Here is a 22827-nt window from a genome sequence, read left to right as displayed (position 1 = left end):
CGTCTCGTTTCAGGTCGCCGGCTGGGTCAGCGGGGTGAAGCGGTAGGCCTCTTCCAACGCTTGCCGGGGGGTGGTGGGCAGGAATGGACGCATGGTGCGGAACTCGCGCGCCCGGCTGTTCCGGCTGGATTCCGGGAAGCGGGGGCGCTGTTCGAGCCAGTTGGCCACGGTGAGCACCGCGAGGTCGGTGTACTGCTGGTCGGTGATGCCGACCTGTCCGCCCGTACGGGTCTCCAGGAGAAAGGGGGCGCCCTCGAAGGCGGCATCGAAGATGCCCGCCCGCGACACGGTGCCGAAGAGGTGGACGAGGGTCTCGGCCTCCTCTCCGATCAGGCCGCGCACCACGGGCCGCAGTTCGATCGGCACGGCGCCGGTGGGGAAGATCTCGGTGCCGTAGACGGAGTGGAAGAGGCCCGCGTCGCACAGCTGCGGGCGGGAGTCCCACGCGCGCAGCAGATCGTGGACCCCATGCAGGTGGGCGAGGAGATCGGCGCTGGAGTGCGCCAGTTCGTCAACACCGTGCTGCTGAAGGAAGGCGACCTTGTCCTCGAAGGACGTGGTGGTGGTCATGATCGGCCGTCACGCTTCCGAGCGGCTGGACAGCGAGCCGGTCATGGCCACGAGCACCTTGCGGGGGCCTTCGAAGTGGTTGCGTCCGTGGGAGAGCGTCAGGTTGTCGATGACCATGAGGTCTCCGGCCTGCCAGGGGAAGGCAAGGATCTCCGCCTCGTAGGCCTTGCGGACGGCGGCCAGGTCGGCGTCGGGGATCGGGCTGCCGTCGCCGTAGTAGGCGTTGCGTGGGAGGTCTTCCTCCGGCATCAGCTCCATCAGCGCGAGCCGGGTCGCCTCGTTGAGGTTGGACACGTGGAAGAGGTGCGCCTGGTTCATCCACAGCGTTCTGCCGGTGACCGGGTGGACGGTGACGGCCTGACAGGTCTCGGTGGTGCGCAGCGAGTCGCCGCCTTCCAGCCACTCGACGGCGATGTCCCGTTCGGCGCAGAAGCGCTCCACCGCCGCCCGGTCCATGTCGGGGAAGGTTTCCTGCCAGGAGATGCCGAGGCCGGCGCGGTAGTTGCGGACGTAACGCACGCCGTGCCGTTCGAAGCGTTCGCGGACGTCGGCGGGAATGCGCTGGTAGACCGCGTGGCTGTCGGCCAGCGGGGTCTCACCGCCGGAGCGGGCCGCGACGGCGGAGTAGAACCAGAGCCGCTCGGGCCATGTGCTGGTGTACGCCATCTCGTTGTGCTGCGGTATGACTTCGCTGGCCGGGTACTCCGTCGAGGTGTAGACGTCACCGACCTTGGTGCGGGGGGTCGAGCGGTAGGTGTACTCGTTGAGCTCCTCGCCGAAGACGCGCACGAACCGGGAGAAGACGGTCTCGTCCGGGACGTCGAAGCCTCGCAGCAGGCAGGCGCCGGCCGTGGCGAGCCGCTCGGCGATTAGGCGGGAGTGCTGTTCGGCCCAGGTCACCGGGGAGAGGCCGGGCTCCGTGGCCTCGAAGAGGGCTACGCGCTCCTGCTCGGGGAAGAGCAGGGATTCCTTCACGTGCTCGGTCATGTCGTGTGGTCCTTGTCTGGGTTCGTGTGGTCAGGACTCGGCGCCGTGCGCCATCTCGCGGAGAACGCCCTCCACGAGGGCCGCGAGTTTGGCGATGTTGTCGCGGTCGTTGAGGTTGCGGCTGAAGCGGAATCCGAGGCGCAGCGCGCCGTCGTACACCCGGCCGTCGACGATGAGCCGGTGCATCCGCTGGAGTTCGGGTGCGGGCCAGGCGTCCTCGATGGGCGCGCCGAGCAGCGGCGAGTCATCGGTGAATGTCCCGACCTCACCCCAGTTGTTGACGAGGATGTCCGGCTTGCCGAGCGGGGCGAGGGCCCGGGCGACGTCCGGCCGGGCGCCGGTGTAGCGGAGCAGGCCGAAACCGAGGCCGCTGCGCGGTACGGCCCGCAGCTGTTCGGCGACCGAGTCGAGCAGGGCACGCGTGCCCGGGGCGGCCGGCAGGTCGAGCAGTCGCGGCGAGGTCATCGAGAACCGGCCGATGGCGCGCGAGAGATCGAGGTCCCCACCGCCGAGTTCACGCCCACGGGAGACGAGGTCGACGAGGACCGAGTTCTGGCCGGTCCACTCGGCGAAGCCCTTCAGTACGGCGGCGAGCAGCAGGTCGTTGAGGGTCAGCCCGTAGTCGCGCCGGATCAGCCGGCGCAGCGAGGCGGTGTCCGCGCCGCCCAGTTCGACGAGCACCGAGTCCTCGGACGCCATGTCGTCCGCGCCGTCCTGATGGTCGAGCGGCCAGTGCGGGACGGCCTTCTCGGCGAGGTCGCTCCAGTAGGCGGCGTCCTCGTCCAGTTCGGCGGAGTGTGCGAGTGCGTCGAGATTGCGTGCCCACTGGGCGAAGGACGCGGTGGGCGGCGTGAGTTGCGGCTCGGTGCCGTTGGCGAGGGCGAGGTAGGCGGTCTGGAGATCCTCGGTCAGTACGCCCCAGGAACTGTTGTCCATCAGCTGGTGGTGGACGATGGCCACGAGCCGGTCGGGCCGGTCGGCGCCGAAGCGCACCAGGGCGATGTGCAGGAGCGGCCCGTGTTCGAAGTCGACCTTGCGGTGCAGCGTGGCGTCCAGCCGCCGGAAGGCGACGTCCTGGGCGGCCGGGTCGAGGGCGGAGAGGTCGGCGAAGGTGAACAACCGCTGTTCGAAGCGCTCGTGGATCTTCACCCGGTAGGCGCCGGCCTTCTTGGGAAAAGAGATGCGCAGTGAGTCGTGGTGGGCGGCGACCGCGGCCACCGCGCGCTCCATGAGCTGCGGGTCGAGTCGCTGGAGCGTCTCGAACATGAAGATGTGCGTGTAGAGGTGCTTGTCGGCGAAGTCCCGCTCCTGGAACGCGAGGTTCGAGGGCACCAGGGGGACGGCACCGGCCTCGGCGGGCGCGTCGCCGGACTCGGTGCGGTCGGTGGCGACGGCGGCCAGGCCCGCGACGGTGGGGTTCGCTATGAACTGCGCGGGCGTGATCGCGATACCCGCCTTGCGCGCCCGGTCCACCACCCGGATCGCGTGCAGCGAGTCTCCCCCGAGCTCGAAGAAGTCATCGTCGTCGCCGAGCTCCGACAGGCGCAGCACCTCTTTCCAGATGCCTGCCAGGGTCTCCCGGTGGCGGGCGCCGGGCGCTTCGGGAGCGGCGGCGACGGCGAGGCCCGCGACGGTGGGATTCGCTATGAACTGCGCGGGCGTGATCGCGATACCCGCCTTGCGCGCCCGGTCCACCACCCGGATCGCGTGCAGCGAGTCTCCCCCGAGCTCGAAGAAGTCATCGTTCGTGCCGACCTTCGGCAGGCGCAGTACTTCCTTCCAGATGGCGACGAGTTCGACGACCCGGTCGAGGTAGCCGGGGTCGTCGGGGGCGAGGCCGGGAGCTCCGGCCGCAGGTGTGGTGCGGGTCTGCACGGGTGTCGCCTCCGTTGCGAGGAGCGCCACGCGGTCGATCTTGCCGTTGGACAGGCGCGGCAGGGAACCGACCGTGACGATCGTGGGAACCATGTAGTCGGGCAGCTTCTGGGCCAGGCCGGCGCGCAGGGCCGCTGCCGTGGTGCCGGCGCCCGGTCGGAGGGTGGCGTAGCCGACCAGACGCCGCTCGTCCGCTCCGTCCTCGACGCACAACACGGCGCACTCACGCACGCCGTCGAGTGCGGCGAGCGCGGAGGCGACCTCGCCGGGCTCGACCCGGTGTCCCCGGATCTTGGTCTGGTCGCCGATGCGGCCGAGGAACTCCAGCGCACCACCGGGCAGGAACCGGCCGCGGTCGCCGGTGCGGTAGAGGCGGCCACTCGCCGGCCCGTACGGGTCCGGGACGAACCGCTCGGCGGTCAGCTCGGGGTCGCCGAGGTAGCCGCGGGCGAGACCGGGGCCGCCGACGACGATCTCCCCGGGGTGGCCCGGCGGGACTCGGCGCAGGTCCTCGTCGAGGATGTGGATGCGCATGCCGTCGAGCGGGCGGCCGAGCGGCACCACCACACCGCGGCCGGCTCGTTCGGGGGCGACCGGCGCGACGGCGACGATGCCGGTGGTCTCGGTCTGGCCGTACATGTTGACCAGGCGCGCCCTGCCACCGGACCCGCTGCGCATCGCCGCCGGCACGTCGTGGAGCAGTGGCTCGCTCGCGGTCAGCACGAGCTCCGGCCGCCAGTCCTGGCGGTCGAGCGCCGGTGCGACGACCCGCAGGTAGGAAGGCACGAGGTCCAGCACCTGCACCCCGTTGCGGGCCGCGTAGGCCAGGAGTGCGTCGGGGGAGGCGAGCTGCTCCCGGGTGGCGACGACCACCCGGCCGCCGTGGGCCAGCGGCACCATGAGCTGGCGAACGGAGGAGGAGAAGGCGAAGGACGCGGTGTGCAGGACCACCGGACGCTCGGGCAGGGCCAGCGCACGGGGGAGAGAGTGCACGTAGGCGTCCAGCCCGGTGTGGGTGAGCACGACGCCCTTGGGCTTCCCCTTGGTCCCCGAGGTGTAGACGACGTACGCGGGGCGGTCCGGCGACAGGCACTGCGCCGGCGGCAACTCGCCGGCGGCCGCGCTGCCGCTGTCCTCCACCACGAGCAGCCCGCCCGGCGCGGACGGTGCCTGCGCTTCCAGGGCGCGCGAGGTCAGGACCAGTGCGGGCCTCGCGTCGGAGAGGATCTCGGCCACGCGTTCGCGCGGGTAGGCCGTGTCCAGCGGCAGGTACGCTCCGCCGGCCTGGAGCACCGCCAGCACCGCGACGACGAGGTCCGTTCCCCGTTCCAGGTACACCGCGACCGTCGTCTCGGGGCCCACGCCGCTGGAGCGGAGCACCCGGGCGAGCCTCTCGGTGCGGATGCCCAGCTCTCCGTACGAGAGCGTGGTCGCGCCGCACGTGACGGCGGGCTCCTCGGGCCGGTGCGCCACCTGCTCCCGGAAGCGCTCCAGGAAGGTGCGGCCGTCCGCGTCGGCGTGCGCGGCGGTGCCGGCCAGCGCATCCAGCTCGGCGTGCTCGCCGGGCAGCAGGAGCTCCGTGTCGAGGACCCGCTGTGCCGGGTCGGCGACGAGGCGTCCCAGCAGCGCCTCGAACCGCTGCATCAGACGGGCGACGGTCTCCGCATCGAAGAGGTCGGTGCTGTATTCGGCATGCCCTTGGAGGCCGTCCTCGGTCTCCCACAGGTCGACGACGAGATCGAAACGCGCCGTGACCTGCTCGCTCTCGATCTCGGTGAGCGTGAGCCCCTCCCCCGCCCCGGGCATGCCACCCGGCATGTTCTGGAGCGCGAAGCGCACCTGGAACAGCGGCGAATGGCTGAGGCTGCGCTGGGGCGCGACGGCGTCGACGACCATGTCGAAGGGGACGTCCTGATGCGCGTAGGCGCCGTTGGCGGTCTCCTTGACGCGTGCGAGCACCTCGGCGAACGTCGGGTTGCCGGCGAGGTCGACACGCAGCGCCAGGGTGTTGGCGAAGAAGCCGACGATGCTCTCCAGCTCGGTCATCGTCCGGTTGGCGATGGGCGTGCCGACGGTGACGTCGTGCCGGCCGCTCACGCGGGCCATGAGGACGTCGAAGCCGGCGAGCAGCGCCATGAACAGCGACACACCCTCGCGGCGGGCCAGCTCCGCGACCGCGTCGGACAGCTCGCGCGACCACGCCACCTCGTGCCGGGCACCCCGGTAGCTCTGCACCGCCGGCCGCGGCCGGTCGGTGGGCAGGTCGAGCATGGGTGCCCCGGCGAGTTGCTGTTTCCAGTAGCCGAGCTGCGTGCCGAGGGTCTCCTCGTCCAGCCAGGAGCGCTGCCAGAGCGTGTAGTCCACGTAGGTGTGGGGCAGCGGGGCGAGCGGCGAGGGCCGGCCGTCGGCGAACGCCCGGTAGAGGACCATGAGTTCGTCCAGCAGGATGGAGACGGACCAGCCGTCGGACACAGCGTGGTGCAGCGTGAGGAGGGCCACGTGGGTGTCCGGGGCGAGGCGGAGGAGCCGTCCGCGCAGCAACGGCCCGCGCGACAGGTCGAAGGGCCGGCCGGCCTCCTCCTGGACGAGCGCGTCGAGCCGGGCCTCGGTGACCGCCGCGCCCGAGAGGTCGGCCTCCTCGAAGGGCACCTCCTCGGCCGGCAGGAACTCCTGGACCGGGTCGCCGTCGGGCGACGGGAAGCGGACGCGCAGCCCCTCGTGGCGGCCCCAGAGTGCGGCGAACGCGGCCCGGAAGGCGTCCGGCCGGAAGGTGCCGTCGAAGCGCAGGGCGATCGGAACGTTGTAGAAGGAACTGCCTTCGGCGAGACGGCTCATGAAGTAGAGGCGTCCCTGTGCGTACGACAGCGGAACCGGGCCGGTGCGGGGGGCGGTCACCAGGCCGGGGCGCGGCGCACGGCCGCCGAGGGCTTCGATCCGCCGAGCGAGGTCGGCGAGGGACTGTGCCTGAAGGAACACCGACAGCGGCAGGTCGATGTCGAGGGCCTTGCGAAGGCGGGCCGCGGCCTGCACGGTGAGCAGTGAATGCCCGCCCAGCGCATTGAAGTTGGAGTTCCGGCCGACCGAGGTCAGACCGAGGACGTCGGCCCAGATCTCGGCGATGACCTGCTCCAGCGGCGTGGCCGGGAGGTCTGTCGTCACATCGGGGGTGTCCGTGCCCGGCTGGGGCAGGGTACGCCGGTCCACCTTGCCGCTCTGGGCGAGCGGCAGTGCCTCCAGCACCACGAAGTGGTCCGGGACCATGTACTCGGGCAGGCGGGCGCTGAGTTCGGCGCGCAGCCCCTCCTCGACGCACCCGGTGGCCCCGTCGCTCGCCGCGGTGACGTAGGCGGCGAGCCTGCGCTCACCGGGCCGGTCCTCGCGGAGCAGGACCACGGCCTCGCGGACGGCGGCCAGGCGGGTCAGGGCAGCCTCGATCTCCTCCAGTTCGACGCGGTAGCCGCGCACCTTCACCTGGGTGTCGACCCGGCCGAGGCACTCCAGCTCGCCGTCCGGGCGCATCCGGACGAGATCGCCGGTGCGGTAGAGGCGGCCGCCGGGCTCGGCCGCGAACGGGTCGGGAACGAAGCGCTCCGCCGTGAGATCGGGGCGGTTCCAGTAGCCGCGTGCGACACCGGCACCGCCGATGAAGAGCTCACCGACCGCGCCGCGGGCGACCGGCTTCAGGTTGGTGTCGAGCACATAGAGCCGGGTGTTGGCGATGGGGCGGCCGATGGGAACGGTGCCGGACAGGTCGGTGCACTCGTCCACTTCGTACACGCAGCAGCCGACAACGGTCTCGGTGGGTCCGTACTCGTTGACCACACGCAGGCCGGGGGCGCGCTCGCGCCAGGCGGCGACGGTGGCGCCGTGCAGGGACTCCCCGCCGACCACCAGGTAGCCGTCCGCCTCGATCCCGGCTGGCGGTAGCGATTTGTCGAGCGCGTCCAGGTGGGCGGGCGTCAGCTTCAGCAGCCCGAAATCGAGGTCGCGCCCGAGGATGCCGGACAGCCGGTCCAGCTCCTGGCCCTCCTTCACCAGCACCACGGGCCGGCCCGCGAGCAGCGGGCAGAAGAGCGTCGTGACGGACAGGTCGAAGCGCAGCGACGAGACGAGGGGAGCACCGCCGCCGTCGGCCACCCGGTAGGCGCGGACGCTCCACTCCAGGTAGTTGCCGAGCCCTCGGTGGGTGACGACGACGCCCTTGGGGCGGCCGGTCGAGCCCGAGGTGTAGATGACGTAGGCGGCGTTGTCCGGGTGCGGGCCGCGGTGGGCCGGGGCGACGGCGGGGGCCGGGGTATCGGCGGGGGCCGGGGTGTCAGGGGCGGCCGGGGTCGCGAGGGCTTCCTGCGCGATCAGCACGCGCGCTCCGCTCTCCGGGAGCGCGGCGGCGCGGCGGGTGTCGGTGACGACCACCCGGGCGTCCGAGTCGGTGAGCATGTAGGCGATGCGCTCGGCCGGGTCGGCCGGGTCCAGCGGCACGTAGACGCCGCCGGCCTTCAGCGTCGCCAGCACCGCGACCACCAGGTCGACACCACGCTCGAAGAAGAGCGCCACGCGCTCCTCGGGGCCGACGCCCTCGCGTCGCAAGCGGTGGGCGAGCCGGTCGGCCAGCGTGTTGAGCTCCGCGAAGGTCAGGCGGCGCTCGTCGGTGACGAGTGCGACCGCGTCCGGTGAACGGCCCGCCTGGTCCTCGAACAGCTCGTGGACGGGGCGGTCACCCAGGGACGGGTCCTCGGTGCGGTTCCGGTCGACGACCACCTCCCGCAGCTCCTCGTCCGCGAGGAGGGGCGCGTCGCCGATCCTGGTCCCGGGATCCTCGGTGACCGCGCCGAGGAGGATGCCGAGATGTGTACCGATCCGGGCCACGGTCGCTGCGTCGAACAGGTCGGTCGCGTACTCGAAGACGCCGTGCAGGACGTCGTCGGCGCCGGGCCAGACTTCCAGGCTCAGGTCGTACTTGGCGGTCGCGGTGTGATGTTCGACCACGCTGACCCGCATCCCGTCCAGGGCGGCGTCCAGCGCAGGATCCTGGACCAGCGCGAACAGCACCTGGGCGATCGGCGTGTGGCTGGGGTCGCGGGCCGGGTCGACCGCCTCGACGACGCGGTCGAAGGGCACCTCGCCGTGCTCCAGGGCCTCCTGGGTGAGGTCACGGACCCGGCCGACCAGCTCGCGGAAGTCCGGTTCCCCGGACGTGTCCACGCGCAGCGCCAGGGAGTTCGCGAAGAAGCCCACCAGGGACTCCAGTTCGGCGCGGGGACGGTTGGCCACGGGAGTCAGTGCCGTCACCTCGTCGTGCGAGGTGTAGCGCGACAGCAGCGCGGCGAAGCCCGCGAGGAGCACCATGAACGGGGTCGCGTGCTCGTCGGCCGCGATCTCCTTCACACGCGGCCAGATGCCGGCCGGCAGTGAGAAGTGGTGGCGGGCGCCGCGGAAGCTCTGCACCGGCGGGCGGGGCCGGTCGAAGGGCAACTCGATGACGGGGACGGCACCGTCCAGGGACCGACGCCAGAACGCCAGCCCGTCGTCCGTCCGCGCGGTGCGTTCGGGGCCGGCTTCCCAGGCGGCGTAGTCGGCGTACTGGAGCGGAAGCGGCTTCAGACGGGCGGCGGCACCGCTCGCCCCGCTCCGGTAGAGCGCGAGCAGTTCGTCGACGACGAGGCTCATGGACCAGCCGTCACAGACGCTGTGGTGGACGACCAGTTGCAGGACGTGGTCCTCGGCCGTCCTGCGGAAGAGGGTGGCGCGGGCGAGCGGCCCGTGTTCCAGGGAGAAGGGCTGTGACGCTTCGGCGATCAGAGCATCCCGCAGGTCGTCCTCGACGCCCCCGGCTTCGGGCGCCGGCACGTCGACGGGCGTGAGGTCCACGTCGAGGTCCGGCAGGATCCGCTGCACCGGGCCGTCGCCGACGGACGGGAAGACGGTGCGCAATGACTCGTGCCGGCGGAACACCTCGCGGATCGCCCGCTCCAGGACGTCCGGCCGCAGCGCCCCTTCGAAGCGCAGTGCCGTCGAGACGTTGAACATGGTCCCACCGGGGTTCATCTGGTCCATGAACCACAGGCGGCGCTGTCCGGGCGACAGCGGCAGTTGTCCGTCGCGCGGCACCGGCCTGATGGCGTCCTCGTTCGGACGGCGTCGCCCGGCGATCCGCTTGGCGAGGAGGGCGCGCTTCGCCGCGGACATCGCGTCCACACGGGATCGGGTGGTGCTCAGCTCGCCCGGCGCGTCGGGCGCTCGGTGCCCGGAGGCCGCCGCCCCGGGGAGGGCGCCGGTGCCGTCGGCGGTCATCGCTGTTCCCCTCGACCGTCGGCGGAGGTCCGGGCCATGTGGGCCACCAGACTCAGTGGACGCATGTCGGTCCAGTGCGCGTTGATGTACTCGAGGCAGGAGGACCGGTCGGCCGCGCCGTGGCACACCGTCCATCCGGCCGGGACGTCCGCGGTCTCGGGCCAGATCGAATACTGGCCTTCACCGTTCACGACGACGTGGAAACTGCCAATGGGGTTGTCGAGCTGGTTCGACATCACACCTCGCTTCGCCTGATGTTCCATGGGATGGCGCCGACCGCCGGGCCGGTCTGGTCAGGCCGTCCGCGCTGGGCTGCGGATCGGCCGGGTTTTTCGACGGGATGAGCCGGTCGGCTCGGTCCCGGGCTCAGTTGCCCATGTCCGCCGCACCGGTCCGGTGCCGATGCGGTCCGGCGCCGGCACACCGGGCGACGCTGCCCCATGAGGACAGCGGTGGCCGCGGGGATGGGCCGGCGGATGGCAGACATGGCTGATCGCCTCTTTGCGGGGGCACGTATGCGGAGGGCATGGTTTTCGCGGGGATCGCGGCTGTCCCCCAGGAACAGCCGACGCGGCGGGGACGCGCGACAGCGCAGCGCCTGCGGCGCGACGCACTGCGAGGACGGGGTGCGGACGGCTGTCCGCGGGAACGGCGGTCTCGGGCACGGACGAGCCGCCGGGGGCGTCCCCTGAAGGTGGGTCAGCTACGGCTGCGCCGGCGCCTCAGGCGGCAGATAACGGTGCCGCATCAGCGGTGAAGCGGCATGGCAGCGGCGCAGCAGGGCGCCGGCGCGGTGGGTCACGCTGCGGAAGCCGGGCGCGGCGGGATCGAGCGTGAGCAGACAGATCATCAGGTCGACACGGTCACACTCGGAACGGCCGGAGGCGTGCTCCAGGCCGTCCTCGGGTGTCGTATGAGCCCACAGGACGCCCAGCACCTCGGAAACCTCGTTCATCGGTTCACCGAGGACGCCGGTGCGGCGGTTCAGGCTGGCATAGACCATGTCCATCGGCGGTTCACCCCCAGGTGGCGCTTTCGAGGGTGGTTTCCTGGCCGACGGGAGCCGGGGCGGCTGCCGCGGTGGTGGAGGGTCCGGCAACGGGAAGGAGGAAGACGGTGCCCAGCACGAGGGCGGCGACCGCGGCAGCCTGGGCGATACAGGTGCGGATCATGGTGATCGTTCCTTTCGAAGCCATGGGGCGGGGTGTCCTGTCCGGTCTCGCGTCCCGCGGTTGACGCTTCGTCCGGCTGCCGTTCGGGCTGCTCCCTGCCGGCGATGGACAGCTTGCCTCAGATCAACGCCCCAGGAAGGCATTCCGGGAGTCCTGAACAGGGCCTATCCGGATCAGGACACGCGCCCGCGTTTCGAGGTCCCTGAGCAACGCGCCGCACAGGTCGGCAGGTGATCGAGAAGAGTGGCGATGCCGGCGCATGCCTCAGGATGTCGTCGCATTCCCGGCGGATGCCTGGGCGGACGTCGGTGTCCGACTGATCTCGGCCACGCTTTGCCGAAACTTCACCCTCCTGCGGACCACGAACGGCCCGCCGCGCGGGGCCGGTTCGGGGCTGTCGGCAAGGCACTGGGGAACGGCTGGACCCAAGCCCAGCGGGCATCGCACCCGTTGCCGCGGTACGGACGACGCACACTCATCCATCACACCCCGCAACGGCCGCCGGCACCACCGATCGCAGGCCCCGTCAGGACACCGGCCTCACAGTTCACGCCCTGAATTCCGCGAACATACCGATTTAACCCCTGGGACGATTCTGGATAAAACATCCGTACAGCACCGTCCGAGTGCCCGTCCACAAGCCCTGACCTGCATGCCTGTCTCAATCGCACCTTGAATGGTGGCGCCGGGGACTGTGAGCATGACGCCCGACGCGCGGCCGGGGGGCGGCGTTCACTAGGGGGACCACAAGAGCATGCTTCAAGCACTCGGAATAAGCACCCACTCCATCGCCGTCTACCAGGCGATGCTCGACCAGCCCGGACACGGAGTCGCCCAGATCGCTGAGGCGACCGGTCTGACTTCCACTCAAGTCCACAACAGCCTCGACGAGCTCGGACAGTTGATGCTGGTGCGCGCCTCCAGCGAGCACCCCGGAAAGATGCGGGCCGTCGACCCCGATATCGGCCTGGCCGACATGTTGGCCAGGCAGGAGGCCGAACTCGCGGTCAGGCAGGCGCAGTTGGCCGCCTCCCGCGCCACGGTCACCCGCATCGTCGCCGACCGCGCCGAACACCGCTCCGCTCACGGCGAGCGCCTGCTGGGCATGGACGCCATCCACAACAGGCTCGAACGCCTGGGCCGCGCCGCCCACTCCGAGATCATCGGCGTCCAACCCGGCGTTCAGAGCTCCCAGGACCTCAACGCCGGGCGCGACCACGACCTCGCCGCCCTCCTCCGCGGCGTCGCCATGCGAACCCTGTATCAGGAGCATGCCCGCCGACACACCCACATCGTCGCCTACGGTCACACGCTGCTCGACCACGGCGGAGAAGTCCGTACCGCCCCGACCATCCCCCAGCGCATGGTCATCTTCGATCGCACCCACGCCCTGCTGCCCATCGACCCCGCCAACACCCGCAAAGGCGCACTCCACGTCACCGAACCCGGGATCGTCACCGCACTCCTCGAACTCTTCGAGCAGGCCTGGGGCACCGCCGTTCCCCTCGGAGCCACGCGCCCCGACGATCCGCAGACGGGCCTCACCGACCACGAACGCGAACTCCTGCGTCTCCTCGGCACCGGCCTCACCGACGAAGCCGCCGGACAGCGCCTCGGCCTCACCGACCGCACCATCCGCCGGCAGGTCGCCTCCATCATGGAACGCCTCGGTGCCTCCAGCCGCTTCGAAGCGGGCATCAAAGCCGCGCAGCGCGGCTGGCTCTGAGCCCAACCGGCAAGCCCAACCGGCAAGCCCAACCGGCAAGCCATACACGGCAGATGTCTCACACGGCGCGTGCCGCTCCCGCCCACGACGAACCGCGGAAACATGTGACCGCTGGGCTGCCCGTATATCCGGTGCCCAGCGGCGTCCGCACAGGTAGCGTCGCACCATGACTCCAGAAGATCTCGCCGCCGTGATCTCCGACTGCGTGCACACGGCCATCCGGTCCGGACGCATCTCCGCAGAGGTTCCCCGGGAGATCCGCGTGGAACGCCCTCGTCACCGCCACCACGGCGACTACTCGACCAATGTCGCGATGCAACTCGCCCAGTCCGCCGGTCAGCCCGCTCGCGCCATCGCCGAAGTGCTGGCCCCGCTGGTGAACATGGCCGACGGAGTCGCGAAGGCCGAGGTCGCGGGCCCCGGGTTCCTCAACATCACCCTGGAAGGCGGGGCGATCGGCGCCCTGGCGCGCGACATCGTCCTCGCCGGTGACGCCTACGGTCGTACGGACCGGCTCGGCGGCCTGCGGCTCAATCTGGAGTTCGTCTCGGCGAACCCCACCGGGCCGGTGCACATCGGAGGGGCCCGATGGGCGGTCGTCGGCGACGTACTCGCCCGGCTGCTCAAGGCCGCGGGCGCGGATGTGTCGCGGGAGTACTACTTCAACGATGCCGGCGTGCAGATCGACCGCTTCGCCCGCTCGCTGTTCGCCGCGGCCAAGGGCTCGCCGGTGCCCGAAGACGGCTACAGCGGGGCGTACATCGACGACATCGCCGGCGCGGTACTGCGGCGGCGGCCCGGAGTTCTGGAGCTGCCGGAGGCCGAGGCCCTCGCCACCTTCCGGGCCGAGGGCACGGAGCTGATGTTCGACGAGATCAAGGCGTCCCTCGCCGCGTTCGGTACGCGGTTCGACGTCTACTTCAACGAAAAGGACCTGCACGACCGGGGCGACCTGGACGCCGCCGTCGCCCGCCTGCGGGAAGGCGGCCATGTCTTCGAGGCAGAGGGCGCCGTCTGGCTGCGCACCACGGACTTCGGCGACGACAAGGACCGGGTCCTGGTGAAGAGCGACGGTTCCTGGACCTACTTCACCGCGGACTGCGCGTACTACCTCAACAAGAGGGCCCGGGGGTTCGAGCGGGTCGTCATCATGCTCGGCGCCGACCACGCGGGTTACGTGGGCCGGATGCGTGCCATGGCGGCCTGCTTCGGTGACGACCCGGACACGCACCTGGAGATCCTCATCGGACAGTTGGTCAACCTGGTCAAGGACGGGGCGCCGGTCCGGATGAGCAAGCGGGCGGGCACGGTCCTCACTCTGGACGACCTGGTCGAGGCGGTCGGCGTCGACGCTGCGCGGTACGCGCTCGCCCGGGCGAGCGTGGACGCCATGATCGACCTCGACGTCGACCTCCTCACCCGGCAGTCGAACGACAATCCCGTCCACTACGTCCAGTACGCGCACACGCGACCGTGCGCCGTACAGCGCAGAGCCGAGGAAGCCGGGATCGGCAAGGGCGCTCCGGAGGACTTCGACCCCTCGTCGCTCACCCACGAGCGGGAAGCCGACCTCCTGGCCATGCTGGCCGAGTTTCCCCAGGTCGTCGCCACCGCCGCCGGCCTGCGCGAACCGCACCGGGTGCCGCACTACCTGGAACAGCTGGCCGGGACGTACCACCGCTTCTACGACGCCTGCCGGGTCCTGCCCCGAGCCGGCGAGGACCCGGACGACCTCACCAGGGCCCGCCTGTGGCTGACAGAAGCCAGCAGGCTGGTGCTGCGCAACGGGCTGCATATGCTCGGTGTCTCGGCCCCGGAACGCATGTGAGTGACCGGCGGCGTGGCCGGTGCGCCGGGTGCGCTGACGGCTTCAGGCCGGGTGCGCCGGGTGCGCTGACCGCCCCAGGCCGGGTGCGCTGGCCGCCTCAGGCCGCGTGCGCCGGGTGCGCTGACCGCCCCAGGCCGAGTGCACCGAGTGCGCTGACCGCCCCAGGCCGCGTGCGCCGGGTGCGCTGACCGCCCCAGGCCGAGTGCACCGAGTGCGCTGACCGCCTCAGGCCGCGTGCGCCTGCGGCGATCCGCCGTGCGGCCGCGCGTCTGCCCTCGTCGCCGCGCGGGGTGTCCACCCAACGCCGCTCGACCGACGCCGCCTTGAGGTTAGCCTGCTGCCGCGCCGGCCGGCCTCGATCATGTCCGTGGGGGCGCGCACGGCGCTCCGAGGCCTGGGCGCAGGGCCGTATCTGCTGCCGTCCAGGGCGCCCACCGCGGATCAGTCGCGGCGCCGCTGTAGAGCTCGCACTCTGCGACCAGGACACCGCCGCGCGTCTCACACCGCCGAGCCCCGGTCGGTCCTGGCGATGGTCACGTTCCGGCTCATACACTGTCACGGGCGGTGCTGAACGTGCCATTCCGTGGTGCAGTCGGGTCATGGCCTCACCGCCCGCAGATGACCAGGACTCCCCGGCGCCTCCTCGGCGCGAACGCCCCTCCTGGCTGATCGACGTCGCCGTCGCACTGCTGCTCCTGGTCGCGGACGCGGTCATCGTCGTCGTCGCCGGGGTGCTGCTCCTCGCGGTCGGCCTGGGGACCGCGCAGCCGTCACACTCCCCGCGCCCGGTGCAGTCTCGTGACACCCCTGTCCTGACGTGGTTCGTCGTCTGGGGAGTTCCGGCCGTCGCGGCGATGGGCGCCTTCGTGCACGCCCGCCTGCGGATGCCCGTCACCGCCGTGGTGCAGGGCCTGTTCACACTCGCCTGCGCGTTCCTGGCCATCGCCTGGACGCGGATGCTGCTGTCGTGACGCTGTCACCTCACGGCAGAACGTGCGGGCCGGCCTCGTCGGCACCGGAACCAAGATCGATTGTCAGTGGTGGGTGAGAGGATAGAAGCATCAAGCCGGAACAAGGGGGAGCTGTGATGTCCGGAAGCCAGAATTACATCAATCACGTTGCTCTAGTGCTGGATGCCAGCTCGTCCATGTCGCACCTGAGCCACAAAGTCGTCGAGGTCGCCGACCAGCAGATCGCCTATCTCGCCCGTCGTTCGAGGGAATTGGACCAGGAAACACGCGTCACGGTGTACGTCTTCGCCGACAAGGTGGAGTGCGTCATCTACGACAAGGACGTGCTGCGTATGCCGTCACTGAAGCAGCTGTACCGGACCGGTGGAATGACGGCCCTCCTGGCAGCCGCGTTGAAGTCGCAGCGGGAGCTCGCTCTGACGGCCCAGCTCTACGGCGACCACAGTTTTTTGACGTTCGTGCTCACCGACGGGCAGGAGAACGCGAGCCACCGCTGCCAGGATTCCCCCGCCAGGAATCCACGCCAACTGGTGCAGGCCGTGGCCCAGATGATCGAGACGCAGCAGGACAACTGGACGCTGGCAGTCCTGGTGCCCGACCAGATGGGCAAGCGCGAGGCCATGCAGTGCGGCTTCCCCAAGGACAACATCGCCATATGGGACGCAACCAGCACGCAGGGCCTGGAGGAGGCCGGGCAGGTCATCCGGCAGGCCACCGAGAATTTCATGATGGGCCGCACCCAGGGCATCCGGGGATCGCGGGCGGTGTTCTCCACGGGGGCGGAAGCGGTCAACGAAAACACCATCAAGGCAGCCGGCCTCATCCCGGTCGATCCATCGGCGTACCAGCTGATTCCGGTGGCTCGCAGCGCGGCGATCAAAGAGTGGGTCGTCGAATGCGGGCACACCTACCGGACCGGTGGGGCGTTCTACCAGCTCAGCAAGTCGGAGAAAATTCAGGCACAGAAGCAGATCGCGGTGCTGGAAAAGAAGACGGACCGCGTGTATTCGGGACCCGAAGCCCGCTCCCTGCTCGGTCTGCCTGACACGGAAGTCCGCGTCAAACCGGACCACAACGAGCACTTCACCATCTTCGTGCAGAGCACCAGCGTCAACCGGAAACTCGTACCCAACACACGGCTGCTCCTCATGCTCTGAGATTCCGTAATGCCGAGGGGCGCCGGAGGCTCTGCCACCCGGCGCCCCAGTCCGGCAACGGCGCTCCAGTTCGGCAACACCGCCGGCGACCACAGGCGAGGCAGACCGCCGGCGGATCGCTTCCTTCAGCCCACGGCCGGACCACCAGGTCGGGCTTGTCCAGGGCGGCGCAGGAGAGGCGGTACTCCTGGTTCAGGACCAGCTAGCTCCTGGGGGCCGTGTTCGCGGGCGCGGCACAGGGAGGAGGGTGACCTTCAGGGCGGTCGAGGACGTGGTGAGCAGGGTCCCGGTCTCCTTCGCGCCGGGGCCGCCGCGCGCGAGCAGCCGGCGGAGGATCTCCTCGACGGTGTCGGCGGCGCAGCAGGCGTCGGTCCAGTCGCACTGGGCGGCCATGACGCCTCCGGGGACATCCGCACGTAGCCGGCCAGGGCCTCCCCCACGGGCAGGTCGGCAAGGACATCGAGGAGATCCCGTAGCGAGGCGGTCGGCACGTAGTGGTCGGCGAGCCCGCACAGCAGCGTGTCCGGAGCGCCGATCTGAGCGCCCGTCAGGGCGAGGTGGGTGCCAAGCCCTCCGGAGGCAGCGGCGAGCAGGTGGGTGCCGCCCCCGCCCGGCACGAAGCCGATGCCGGTCTCCGACATGGCGACCCCCGGGACCGCTCGGTGACGACACGGACGCTGCGTGCGCCGAGACACCGGCACGCCGGCACCTTCGCCCATCACGATGCCGTACACCACGGCGACGTACGGCTTGGGGTAGCGGGCGATGCGGGCGTTCAGTCGGTATGCGTCGCGCCCGAAGACGGCGGAGGCCGTGCCGTCGCCGTCACGGGCGTCGTCGTGCATGGCACGGACGTCACCACCGGCACACAGGCCGCGCTCCCCCGCGCCCACAGGACACCGACCCCCTCACCGCGCTCCCGGACATCCTGGCTCCAGGACGTCCTGGCCCTCGTTCACCGCGACCCCCGCGGCCGCTGGGCCACCGTCCTCACTGGACCCAGCGGCTCCGTGTTCCCTCCCAGGCTCAACGGACGGGTACTGCACCTGGCAGATCTGCTTCACCTTGCACACCGCCTCGGAGAAGGGCTGTCGACGAGACGGCTGCTCCCGGCGTCAGCCATGGGGCTACTCGCGCTGTCTCGCGGGACCTGTCATGGCAGGCCGTCCTCATCAGCGGTTCCGGCTCGTCGCCCGCTCGTGGTCTTTCCCGTACCGCCCCCACGTTTCCCGGCCTCTTTCTCGAATCGCCGGACGTAACCACTTGCCATGGACCGACGGTCACCGCGCCGGGTGCGCACCGAAGCTCGCCGCCACCTACAACACGGCCGTGACGTCTATGGCGGCCAGGCGACGTCGACGCCCTGCCGTACCCGTGCCCGGACCGCCGCGGTTGCCGCGCTGGCCCGCTCCGCCAGGCGGTAGACGACTCAGGCGCCGAAGCGCCCGGATCGCCGAATACCGCCAGCCGTCGCGCAGCTCGGACAGCGACCGGGCCACCTTGCAAGCCTTCTGCGACGATGGACCTCACACGGGGGTGACTGCTGATGCGTCAGGCGTGGTGGATACGAGGGGTGCTTCCGGTCTCGGGTGCCGCCCTGGTGGGTCTGGTCCTGGGCGGGTGTACCCCTGCCGGGGACGCTCAGCCCGATAAGGGCGTTCGTACGACCGCGTCCCCGGTCCGCTCCGCCTCGGCCTCGCCCGTCGACGGACCGTGGCGTGCCTGGGTGCGCTCGCTCTCCGCCGAGAAAGCGCCCGGGCGCTGCGGTGCCACTCCCCACCAAGTCGTGTGCAGTACCGCCTCGGGCGGCCTCGTCGGCAGGTCCCGGGCCGACGGCACGGTCAACTGGGCCGTGCCCGGCAGCAAAAGCAGCGGCGGCAAGAGCGCCCTGCTCGTCCTCGACTCCGCCGACGAACGCGCCTTCACCAGTGCCGAACGGGTGCTGCGCGCCGCGAACCTGCGCACGGGCGTACAGGCCTGGTCCCGGCAACTACCCGCAGGACGGGAGGCCGTCGGCCTCGTGGCCGCGGCCGGGACCGTCTACGCGCTCGACGCCCCGAGCGACGTCGTCGACGACACGGACCTCGCCCTCGGTGCGTACCGGGCGTCCGACGGTTCTCCCGTCTGGCGCGAGGAACTCCACGCGGACCCCGACGGTGGCTTCGCTGCCTTCGGCAGCCGGATCTACACGACCGACGGCACCAAGGTCACCGCCCGCGACGCCCGCACCGGCACCCCGACGGCGACCACTCCCCCAGGCACCGAGTGCCCCCGCCTCCTGTCCGGTGGCGGCTACCTGGTCTGCACCGGCAGCCCGGTGTCCGCCTCGGACACCTTTCCGCCCCTGCAACGCCTCGCCCCCACCACCCTCCGTCCGCTCGCCACCGCTGGGGACAGCGGCATGAAACCCGGAAGCGGCCTGGTCTCGTCGAAGGGTGTGCTGGTCCTGTACGAAGACAGCGCGGAGGACCCGGGAGCCGGTGCCTGGAACGCGTACGACCTCGAACGCCCCCGCAGGTTGTGGAGCTACCCCACCTCCTCACAGGCGGCAGGTCTGGTCCACGGACGGTTCGTCACCTTCACCGACGCCTACGGTCCACCCAAATCCCGCCTGATCAGCATGGATCTGCGCGCCGGACCCGAGGGGACCGGAGCGGCGGCGCCACGCATGTCACCGCCCCCGCAACAGGCCTGGGACGGCGAACTCCCGGCTCTCATCGTGCCCGGAGGCGACGCCGGCCACGTCGTAGTCGCGGCACGGATCCACCCCGCTCTGCGCTCCGTCCCGCTGCCCTGAAGGCTGTCGCGCGGAACGGTCGACCCGTCGGGGCCTACCTGGAGGCGAGGCTCCTGCCTATGGGTGGCCTCGCAGGCGGGGCCAAGTGTGCGGTTGGCCTCATAGGATCCGCGTGACCTTGTGAAGCGCGGGGCCCGGACAGACCGGACCCCGCGCAAGAGGGTGCTCACGATCCCTCGTACATCGTGCCTACGGCTTGTCGAGCACCGTTCCCGTCAGCACCAGCCTGTCGGGCAGCGGCTCGGCGTTTCTGTCGGTCTGTGCGAGACGCATCGACTCGGCCGGCTCGGCCACCTGGTCCCGCACGGTCGGCACGACGAAGTCCACGCTGGTGCTCCCGGGCGGGATGTTCAGCCACACCCACAGGTGCGCGTCGGACAGCGGCCGCTCGGGGTCGGGCGCGTCACCGGACGAGTCCTCGAGCCACTGCGGGTCCACGTCCTTGGTGGACAGCTCGGCGCCCTCGGTGACCGGAAGCACCCGCACCGGCGTCCAGATGTCCACCGCCGTGGGAGCGTCCACGGACAGCCGCCAGGTCAGCGGCTCTCCCTCGGTCACCCGGTCCGCGACCGGCGACAGGGTGATCACCGGCTCGGGGTCGTCGTTCTCGACGGTGAGCCCGCCCCGGTGCTTGCCGACTACGGAGTTGCGGACGGCCTTGACGGCGATGTCGTGCTCGACGTCGTCACCGTAGACCGTGTCGCCCTTCACCTTGACCGGCACGTCGATCGCGTGGCTGCCGGGCCGTACGGTCACGAGACGGTTCTCGGCCCGGCCGCTGTCCGGGTCGAGGACGTACACGCGGACCTGCCCGCTGCCCTGCCCGGAGATCTCGACCGGGATCCGGTAGGTGCGGGTGCCCGAGTCGCCCTCCTTGACAATCGTGCGGCCCACGTCGACACGCGGCAATGCGGCCGCCTTCACCGCCGAAGTGCCGGGCGCCCAGCCCCAGGCGTCCATCAGCCAGGCCCGCCCGGACCGCGAACGGGGCGTCAGCTCAAGGGACTTGACATGCCGGAGATCGAGCCCGGCCCGGGTCGCGGCCGACAGCGGGACGCGCAGCTCCCGGGCCCAGTAGGAGGCGGTGTTCGCGGAGCCCGGGAGTCCGTCCACCTGGACCGACCCCAGCTTCACCCGACGGTTGGAGGAGTCGGTGACGGACACGTCGAACTTCGTGCCGGTCGTGTTCGGCGGTACGAAGACCCGGAGCGCGAGTTTCTGGGAGCCGCGGAGGGAGAGCGGCTTGGCCGGAGTGATACGCGCGGCCCGGCCCGGCGCGGACCACTTCAGGTCCACCGCGCTGCGGCCGGTCTCCTGTTCCGTCTCCCAAGACGCGAAGTGCGGTGACGATCCGGGGGTCTCCGGGTCCAGACAGGCCACGGCCGGGTCGGGGTCGATCGCCGAACACAGCCGGGCGCCGGTCACCTTCGCCCCGCCGTCAGGCAGAAAGCCACCGCTGCGGCGGCCGCCGACCGCGTGGGTCAGCACCCGGGCCGGGCCCGCGGACGGGGCCCGCTTGCCGGAACCGTCGAGCAGCGGACGCACCCGATCGTCCCCGGCGAGGAAGAGCCGGGCCGCCGCGGCGATGTACGTGGCGCCCGCCTTGTGCTGCTGGGCGGCGGTCAGCCGGGTCGCGGCACCCGGCGTGCAGACCGGGTCCGGCTCATCCGGGTCGGTCCCGAAGTCGTCCGAGGCCGGTGCGACGGCCTCGCCCGGGGTCCACTCGCTGTTGAAGTAGTTGTGGTTGGCGCCGACCATGTAAACCGCGCTGTGCAGCGCGGTGCCCCGGCTGATCCCACGGGTTCCGTCGACGAAGTCCTCGCCCTGCAGGTCCGACACGTCGCCGTCGCAGCCCGGCAGCAGCGTCACGGACGGCACGTCGGCGACTGGATTCTGGCCGAAGATCGTCGGTCCGACGAGCACAGTCCCGCGCACCTTCCAGCGCACCGGGCCCCGGTAGCCGTCCTCGGCGGCCGGCGGCGGGTAGAGGCTGTCCATGGCGGCCCGGTTGACGCCCTCGCCTCCGCGCGAGTGGCCGACGAGCAGGACACGGGAGAGGTCCGCCTTCGCCGCCTTGCGTACGACGGCCGGAGCGGAGGAGCGATGGGCGGTCCAGTCGGCCCAGCGGGCGAGGTGCTGCCGTACCAGCGAGGAACGCGCCTGCGCGCCGGCGTCCTCGGCCTCCCAGTCCTGGGCGTTGATGCCGTTCGCCGAGATCGACACCGTCACATAGCCCTGGGAGGCCAGCAGTCGCTGGTCGCGCAGATAGCCCCGGTGGCTCGGGATCGGCTTGTAGCCGTCCGCACAGGGCCAGTCTCCGGTCACGTCGTCCTCGGAGCCCGGCTTGTAGCAGGTGCCGTGGCGGCCGTGCAGGAACAGCGCGAGCGGCCGGCTGCCGGTGGCAGCCTTCGGCGCCACCACCTTGGCGGTCATCTCCACCGGGGTGTCGAACCCGGGCAGGCGCACCGGGTCGAGGTCGTACTCCCCGGTGACCGTGCGGTACGAGCCGGGTTTGCCCGGATCAACGCCGTTCGCGGGCGCCTGCGCGGGTATCCGTGGCACGCGCGAGCCGGGGCTGTGGTTGTCGTCGGCCGCCGCGTCCAGCCGGCGTCCCGCGGCCGTCACTTGAAGGTCCGCGAGCTGCTCGGGCCTCGCCTCGCCGAGGGCGAGCCGGAAGGTCCGCCCGTCCCTCGCCGGCTTCGGCACCCCGAGCAGCCGGTCCCCGGTACGGAACTCAACCCGCGCATCCCCCATGGGCACGGCCTTCGGCGCACGCCAGACCAGCTCCCGCGCCCCGCCCTCCCCGCCGATCCGCCACCCCGGCGGAAGGGGGTTGTCATCCATCGCGCTCAATGGCCCCGATTCTCGGGACTGTTCAGCCTGTGCCAGTCCGGGCGAGCCCGCCAGAGCCGCCAGCACCGCCACGGCGGTCACACATATTCGCCGGGTACGGATCAATGATTCTCTCCTCAAAACCCCGTGCGCAGACGTCCCTTCGGTCCCGGGCGTCTCTCGCGTCACCTAGGACGGGAGAGGGGTGGCTGTGGGTTGTCTGTGAGGAGACGCCCGTAGCGGGCGAGTGGTGTGATCAAGCCAGTGCAGCTGATCGCTCCCCGGTACGAGCACTTGGCGGATGACCAGGTGGGAGTTGGTTTCGCCTGCCCCAGCGGGCACTTGGGGCAGAAGCGGTGTGGTGAACTGACGGCCGCCGACAAGCTCCAATCACTGGCCGACCTCGGCCTGGGCTGTGGCCGTGTGGCCGTGTGGAAGCCATCGCCGCCGGCTTGTAATGGTGGCCGGGGCCGGCACTCTGGTCACCCTGGTCGTGGCCTACTGACGCCAGCGGGTCGACGAGGACGGCACCCTGCGCGAGGCGACCCGCCAGCCCTGTCTCTGCGTCGAAGCCGGCAAGGTGGTGCTGCGCTCCAGGCGCGGCATCGAGACGGGCCCCGC

General features: G+C 71.0%; 13 protein-coding genes. 5 read left to right on the top strand and 8 right to left on the bottom strand.

From position 1 onward, the window contains the following. Nucleotides 1-9 precede the first annotated feature (9 nt). The 6 genes from QC385_RS20280 to QC385_RS20255 form a co-directional block, all read right to left on the bottom strand. Nucleotides 10-570, bottom strand: coding sequence for a DUF6817 domain-containing protein (locus QC385_RS20280; RefSeq protein ID WP_279542729.1), 561 nt, complete (start codon nucleotides 568-570; stop codon nucleotides 10-12). A 9-nt stretch (nucleotides 571-579) separates the two neighbouring features. Next, nucleotides 580-1557: a TauD/TfdA family dioxygenase gene (locus QC385_RS20275; protein ID WP_279542728.1), complete on the bottom strand. Its 978-nt coding sequence runs from the start codon at nucleotides 1555-1557 to the stop codon at nucleotides 580-582. 30 nt (nucleotides 1558-1587) lie between these two features. Continuing rightward, on the bottom strand, nucleotides 1588-9723 hold the full coding sequence (locus QC385_RS20270; RefSeq protein WP_279542727.1) for a non-ribosomal peptide synthetase: 8136 nt from the start codon (nucleotides 9721-9723) through the stop codon (nucleotides 1588-1590). Further along, complete coding sequence (locus tag QC385_RS20265; RefSeq protein WP_279542726.1) at nucleotides 9720-9959, bottom strand: MbtH family protein; 240 nt, start codon at nucleotides 9957-9959, stop codon at nucleotides 9720-9722. The genes QC385_RS20270 and QC385_RS20265 overlap by 4 nt, the downstream gene beginning before the upstream one ends. 467 nt (nucleotides 9960-10426) lie before the next feature. Continuing rightward, nucleotides 10427-10732 (bottom strand): hypothetical protein, encoded by a 306-nt coding sequence (locus QC385_RS20260; protein ID WP_279542725.1) that lies wholly within the window; start codon nucleotides 10730-10732, stop codon nucleotides 10427-10429. 7 nt (nucleotides 10733-10739) lie between these two features. Beyond that, nucleotides 10740-10895, bottom strand: a complete 156-nt coding sequence (locus QC385_RS20255) for a hypothetical protein (protein WP_279542724.1) — start codon at nucleotides 10893-10895, stop codon at nucleotides 10740-10742. Between the two features lie 754 nt (nucleotides 10896-11649). On the opposite strand from QC385_RS20255, the gene QC385_RS20250 reads away from it, so the two are divergent. From QC385_RS20250 to QC385_RS20235, 4 genes are all read left to right on the top strand, one after another. Beyond that, entirely contained in the window at nucleotides 11650-12621 is a 972-nt protein-coding gene (locus tag QC385_RS20250) for a LuxR C-terminal-related transcriptional regulator (RefSeq protein WP_279542723.1), read from the top strand. A gap of 166 nt (nucleotides 12622-12787) precedes the next feature. Continuing rightward, nucleotides 12788-14449 carry an arginine--tRNA ligase gene (gene argS / locus QC385_RS20245; protein ID WP_279542722.1) on the top strand — a complete coding sequence of 554 codons (1662 nt, stop codon included), beginning with the start codon at nucleotides 12788-12790 and terminating at the stop codon, nucleotides 14447-14449. A gap of 599 nt (nucleotides 14450-15048) precedes the next feature. Further along, nucleotides 15049-15420 (top strand): hypothetical protein, encoded by a 372-nt coding sequence (locus QC385_RS20240; protein WP_279542721.1) that lies wholly within the window; start codon nucleotides 15049-15051, stop codon nucleotides 15418-15420. 116 nt (nucleotides 15421-15536) lie between these two features. Next, nucleotides 15537-16577 (top strand): vWA domain-containing protein, encoded by a 1041-nt coding sequence (locus QC385_RS20235; protein WP_279542720.1) that lies wholly within the window; start codon nucleotides 15537-15539, stop codon nucleotides 16575-16577. A 254-nt stretch (nucleotides 16578-16831) separates the two neighbouring features. On the opposite strand, the gene QC385_RS20230 is transcribed toward QC385_RS20235, so the two are convergent. Continuing rightward, nucleotides 16832-17422: an enoyl-CoA hydratase/isomerase family protein gene (locus QC385_RS20230; protein ID WP_443032947.1), complete on the bottom strand. Its 591-nt coding sequence runs from the start codon at nucleotides 17420-17422 to the stop codon at nucleotides 16832-16834. A 941-nt stretch (nucleotides 17423-18363) separates the two neighbouring features. Here QC385_RS20230 and QC385_RS20225 point away from each other — a divergent pair. Next, nucleotides 18364-19374 (top strand): outer membrane protein assembly factor BamB family protein, encoded by a 1011-nt coding sequence (locus QC385_RS20225; RefSeq protein ID WP_336621308.1) that lies wholly within the window; start codon nucleotides 18364-18366, stop codon nucleotides 19372-19374. 189 nt (nucleotides 19375-19563) lie between these two features. On the opposite strand, the gene QC385_RS20220 is transcribed toward QC385_RS20225, so the two are convergent. Next, a complete protein-coding gene (locus QC385_RS20220; protein ID WP_443032946.1) occupies nucleotides 19564-22332 on the bottom strand; it encodes a hypothetical protein in 2769 nt (922 codons plus the stop codon). Nucleotides 22333-22827: the final 495 nt, after the last annotated feature.

Origin of the sequence: Streptomyces sp. DH10, assembly GCF_029813805.1 — a bacterium.
GTDB classification, from domain to species: domain Bacteria; phylum Actinomycetota; class Actinomycetes; order Streptomycetales; family Streptomycetaceae; genus Streptomyces; species Streptomyces coeruleofuscus.
This window is presented reverse-complemented; position numbering and strand designations above follow the sequence as displayed.

Bases quoted from the DNA above. Each gene is read 5' to 3' on its own strand.
- QC385_RS20275 (WP_279542728.1), bottom strand. From the start codon at position 1,557: ATGACCGAGCACGTGAAGGAATCCCTGCTCTTCCCCGAGCAGGAGCGC.
- QC385_RS20250 (WP_279542723.1), top strand. From the start codon at position 11,650: ATGCTTCAAGCACTCGGAATAAGCACCCACTCCATCGCCGTCTACCAG.
- QC385_RS20235 (WP_279542720.1), top strand. From the start codon at position 15,537: ATGTCCGGAAGCCAGAATTACATCAATCACGTTGCTCTAGTGCTGGAT.
- QC385_RS20230 (WP_443032947.1), bottom strand. From the start codon at position 17,422: ATGCACGACGACGCCCGTGACGGCGACGGCACGGCCTCCGCCGTCTTC.
- argS (WP_279542722.1), top strand. From the start codon at position 12,788: ATGACTCCAGAAGATCTCGCCGCCGTGATCTCCGACTGCGTGCACACG.
- QC385_RS20240 (WP_279542721.1), top strand. From the start codon at position 15,049: ATGGCCTCACCGCCCGCAGATGACCAGGACTCCCCGGCGCCTCCTCGG.
- QC385_RS20280 (WP_279542729.1), bottom strand. From the start codon at position 570: ATGACCACCACCACGTCCTTCGAGGACAAGGTCGCCTTCCTTCAGCAG.
- QC385_RS20260 (WP_279542725.1), bottom strand. From the start codon at position 10,732: ATGGACATGGTCTATGCCAGCCTGAACCGCCGCACCGGCGTCCTCGGT.
- QC385_RS20265 (WP_279542726.1), bottom strand. From the start codon at position 9,959: ATGTCGAACCAGCTCGACAACCCCATTGGCAGTTTCCACGTCGTCGTG.
- QC385_RS20270 (WP_279542727.1), bottom strand. From the start codon at position 9,723: ATGACCGCCGACGGCACCGGCGCCCTCCCCGGGGCGGCGGCCTCCGGG.
- QC385_RS20255 (WP_279542724.1), bottom strand. From the start codon at position 10,895: ATGATCCGCACCTGTATCGCCCAGGCTGCCGCGGTCGCCGCCCTCGTG.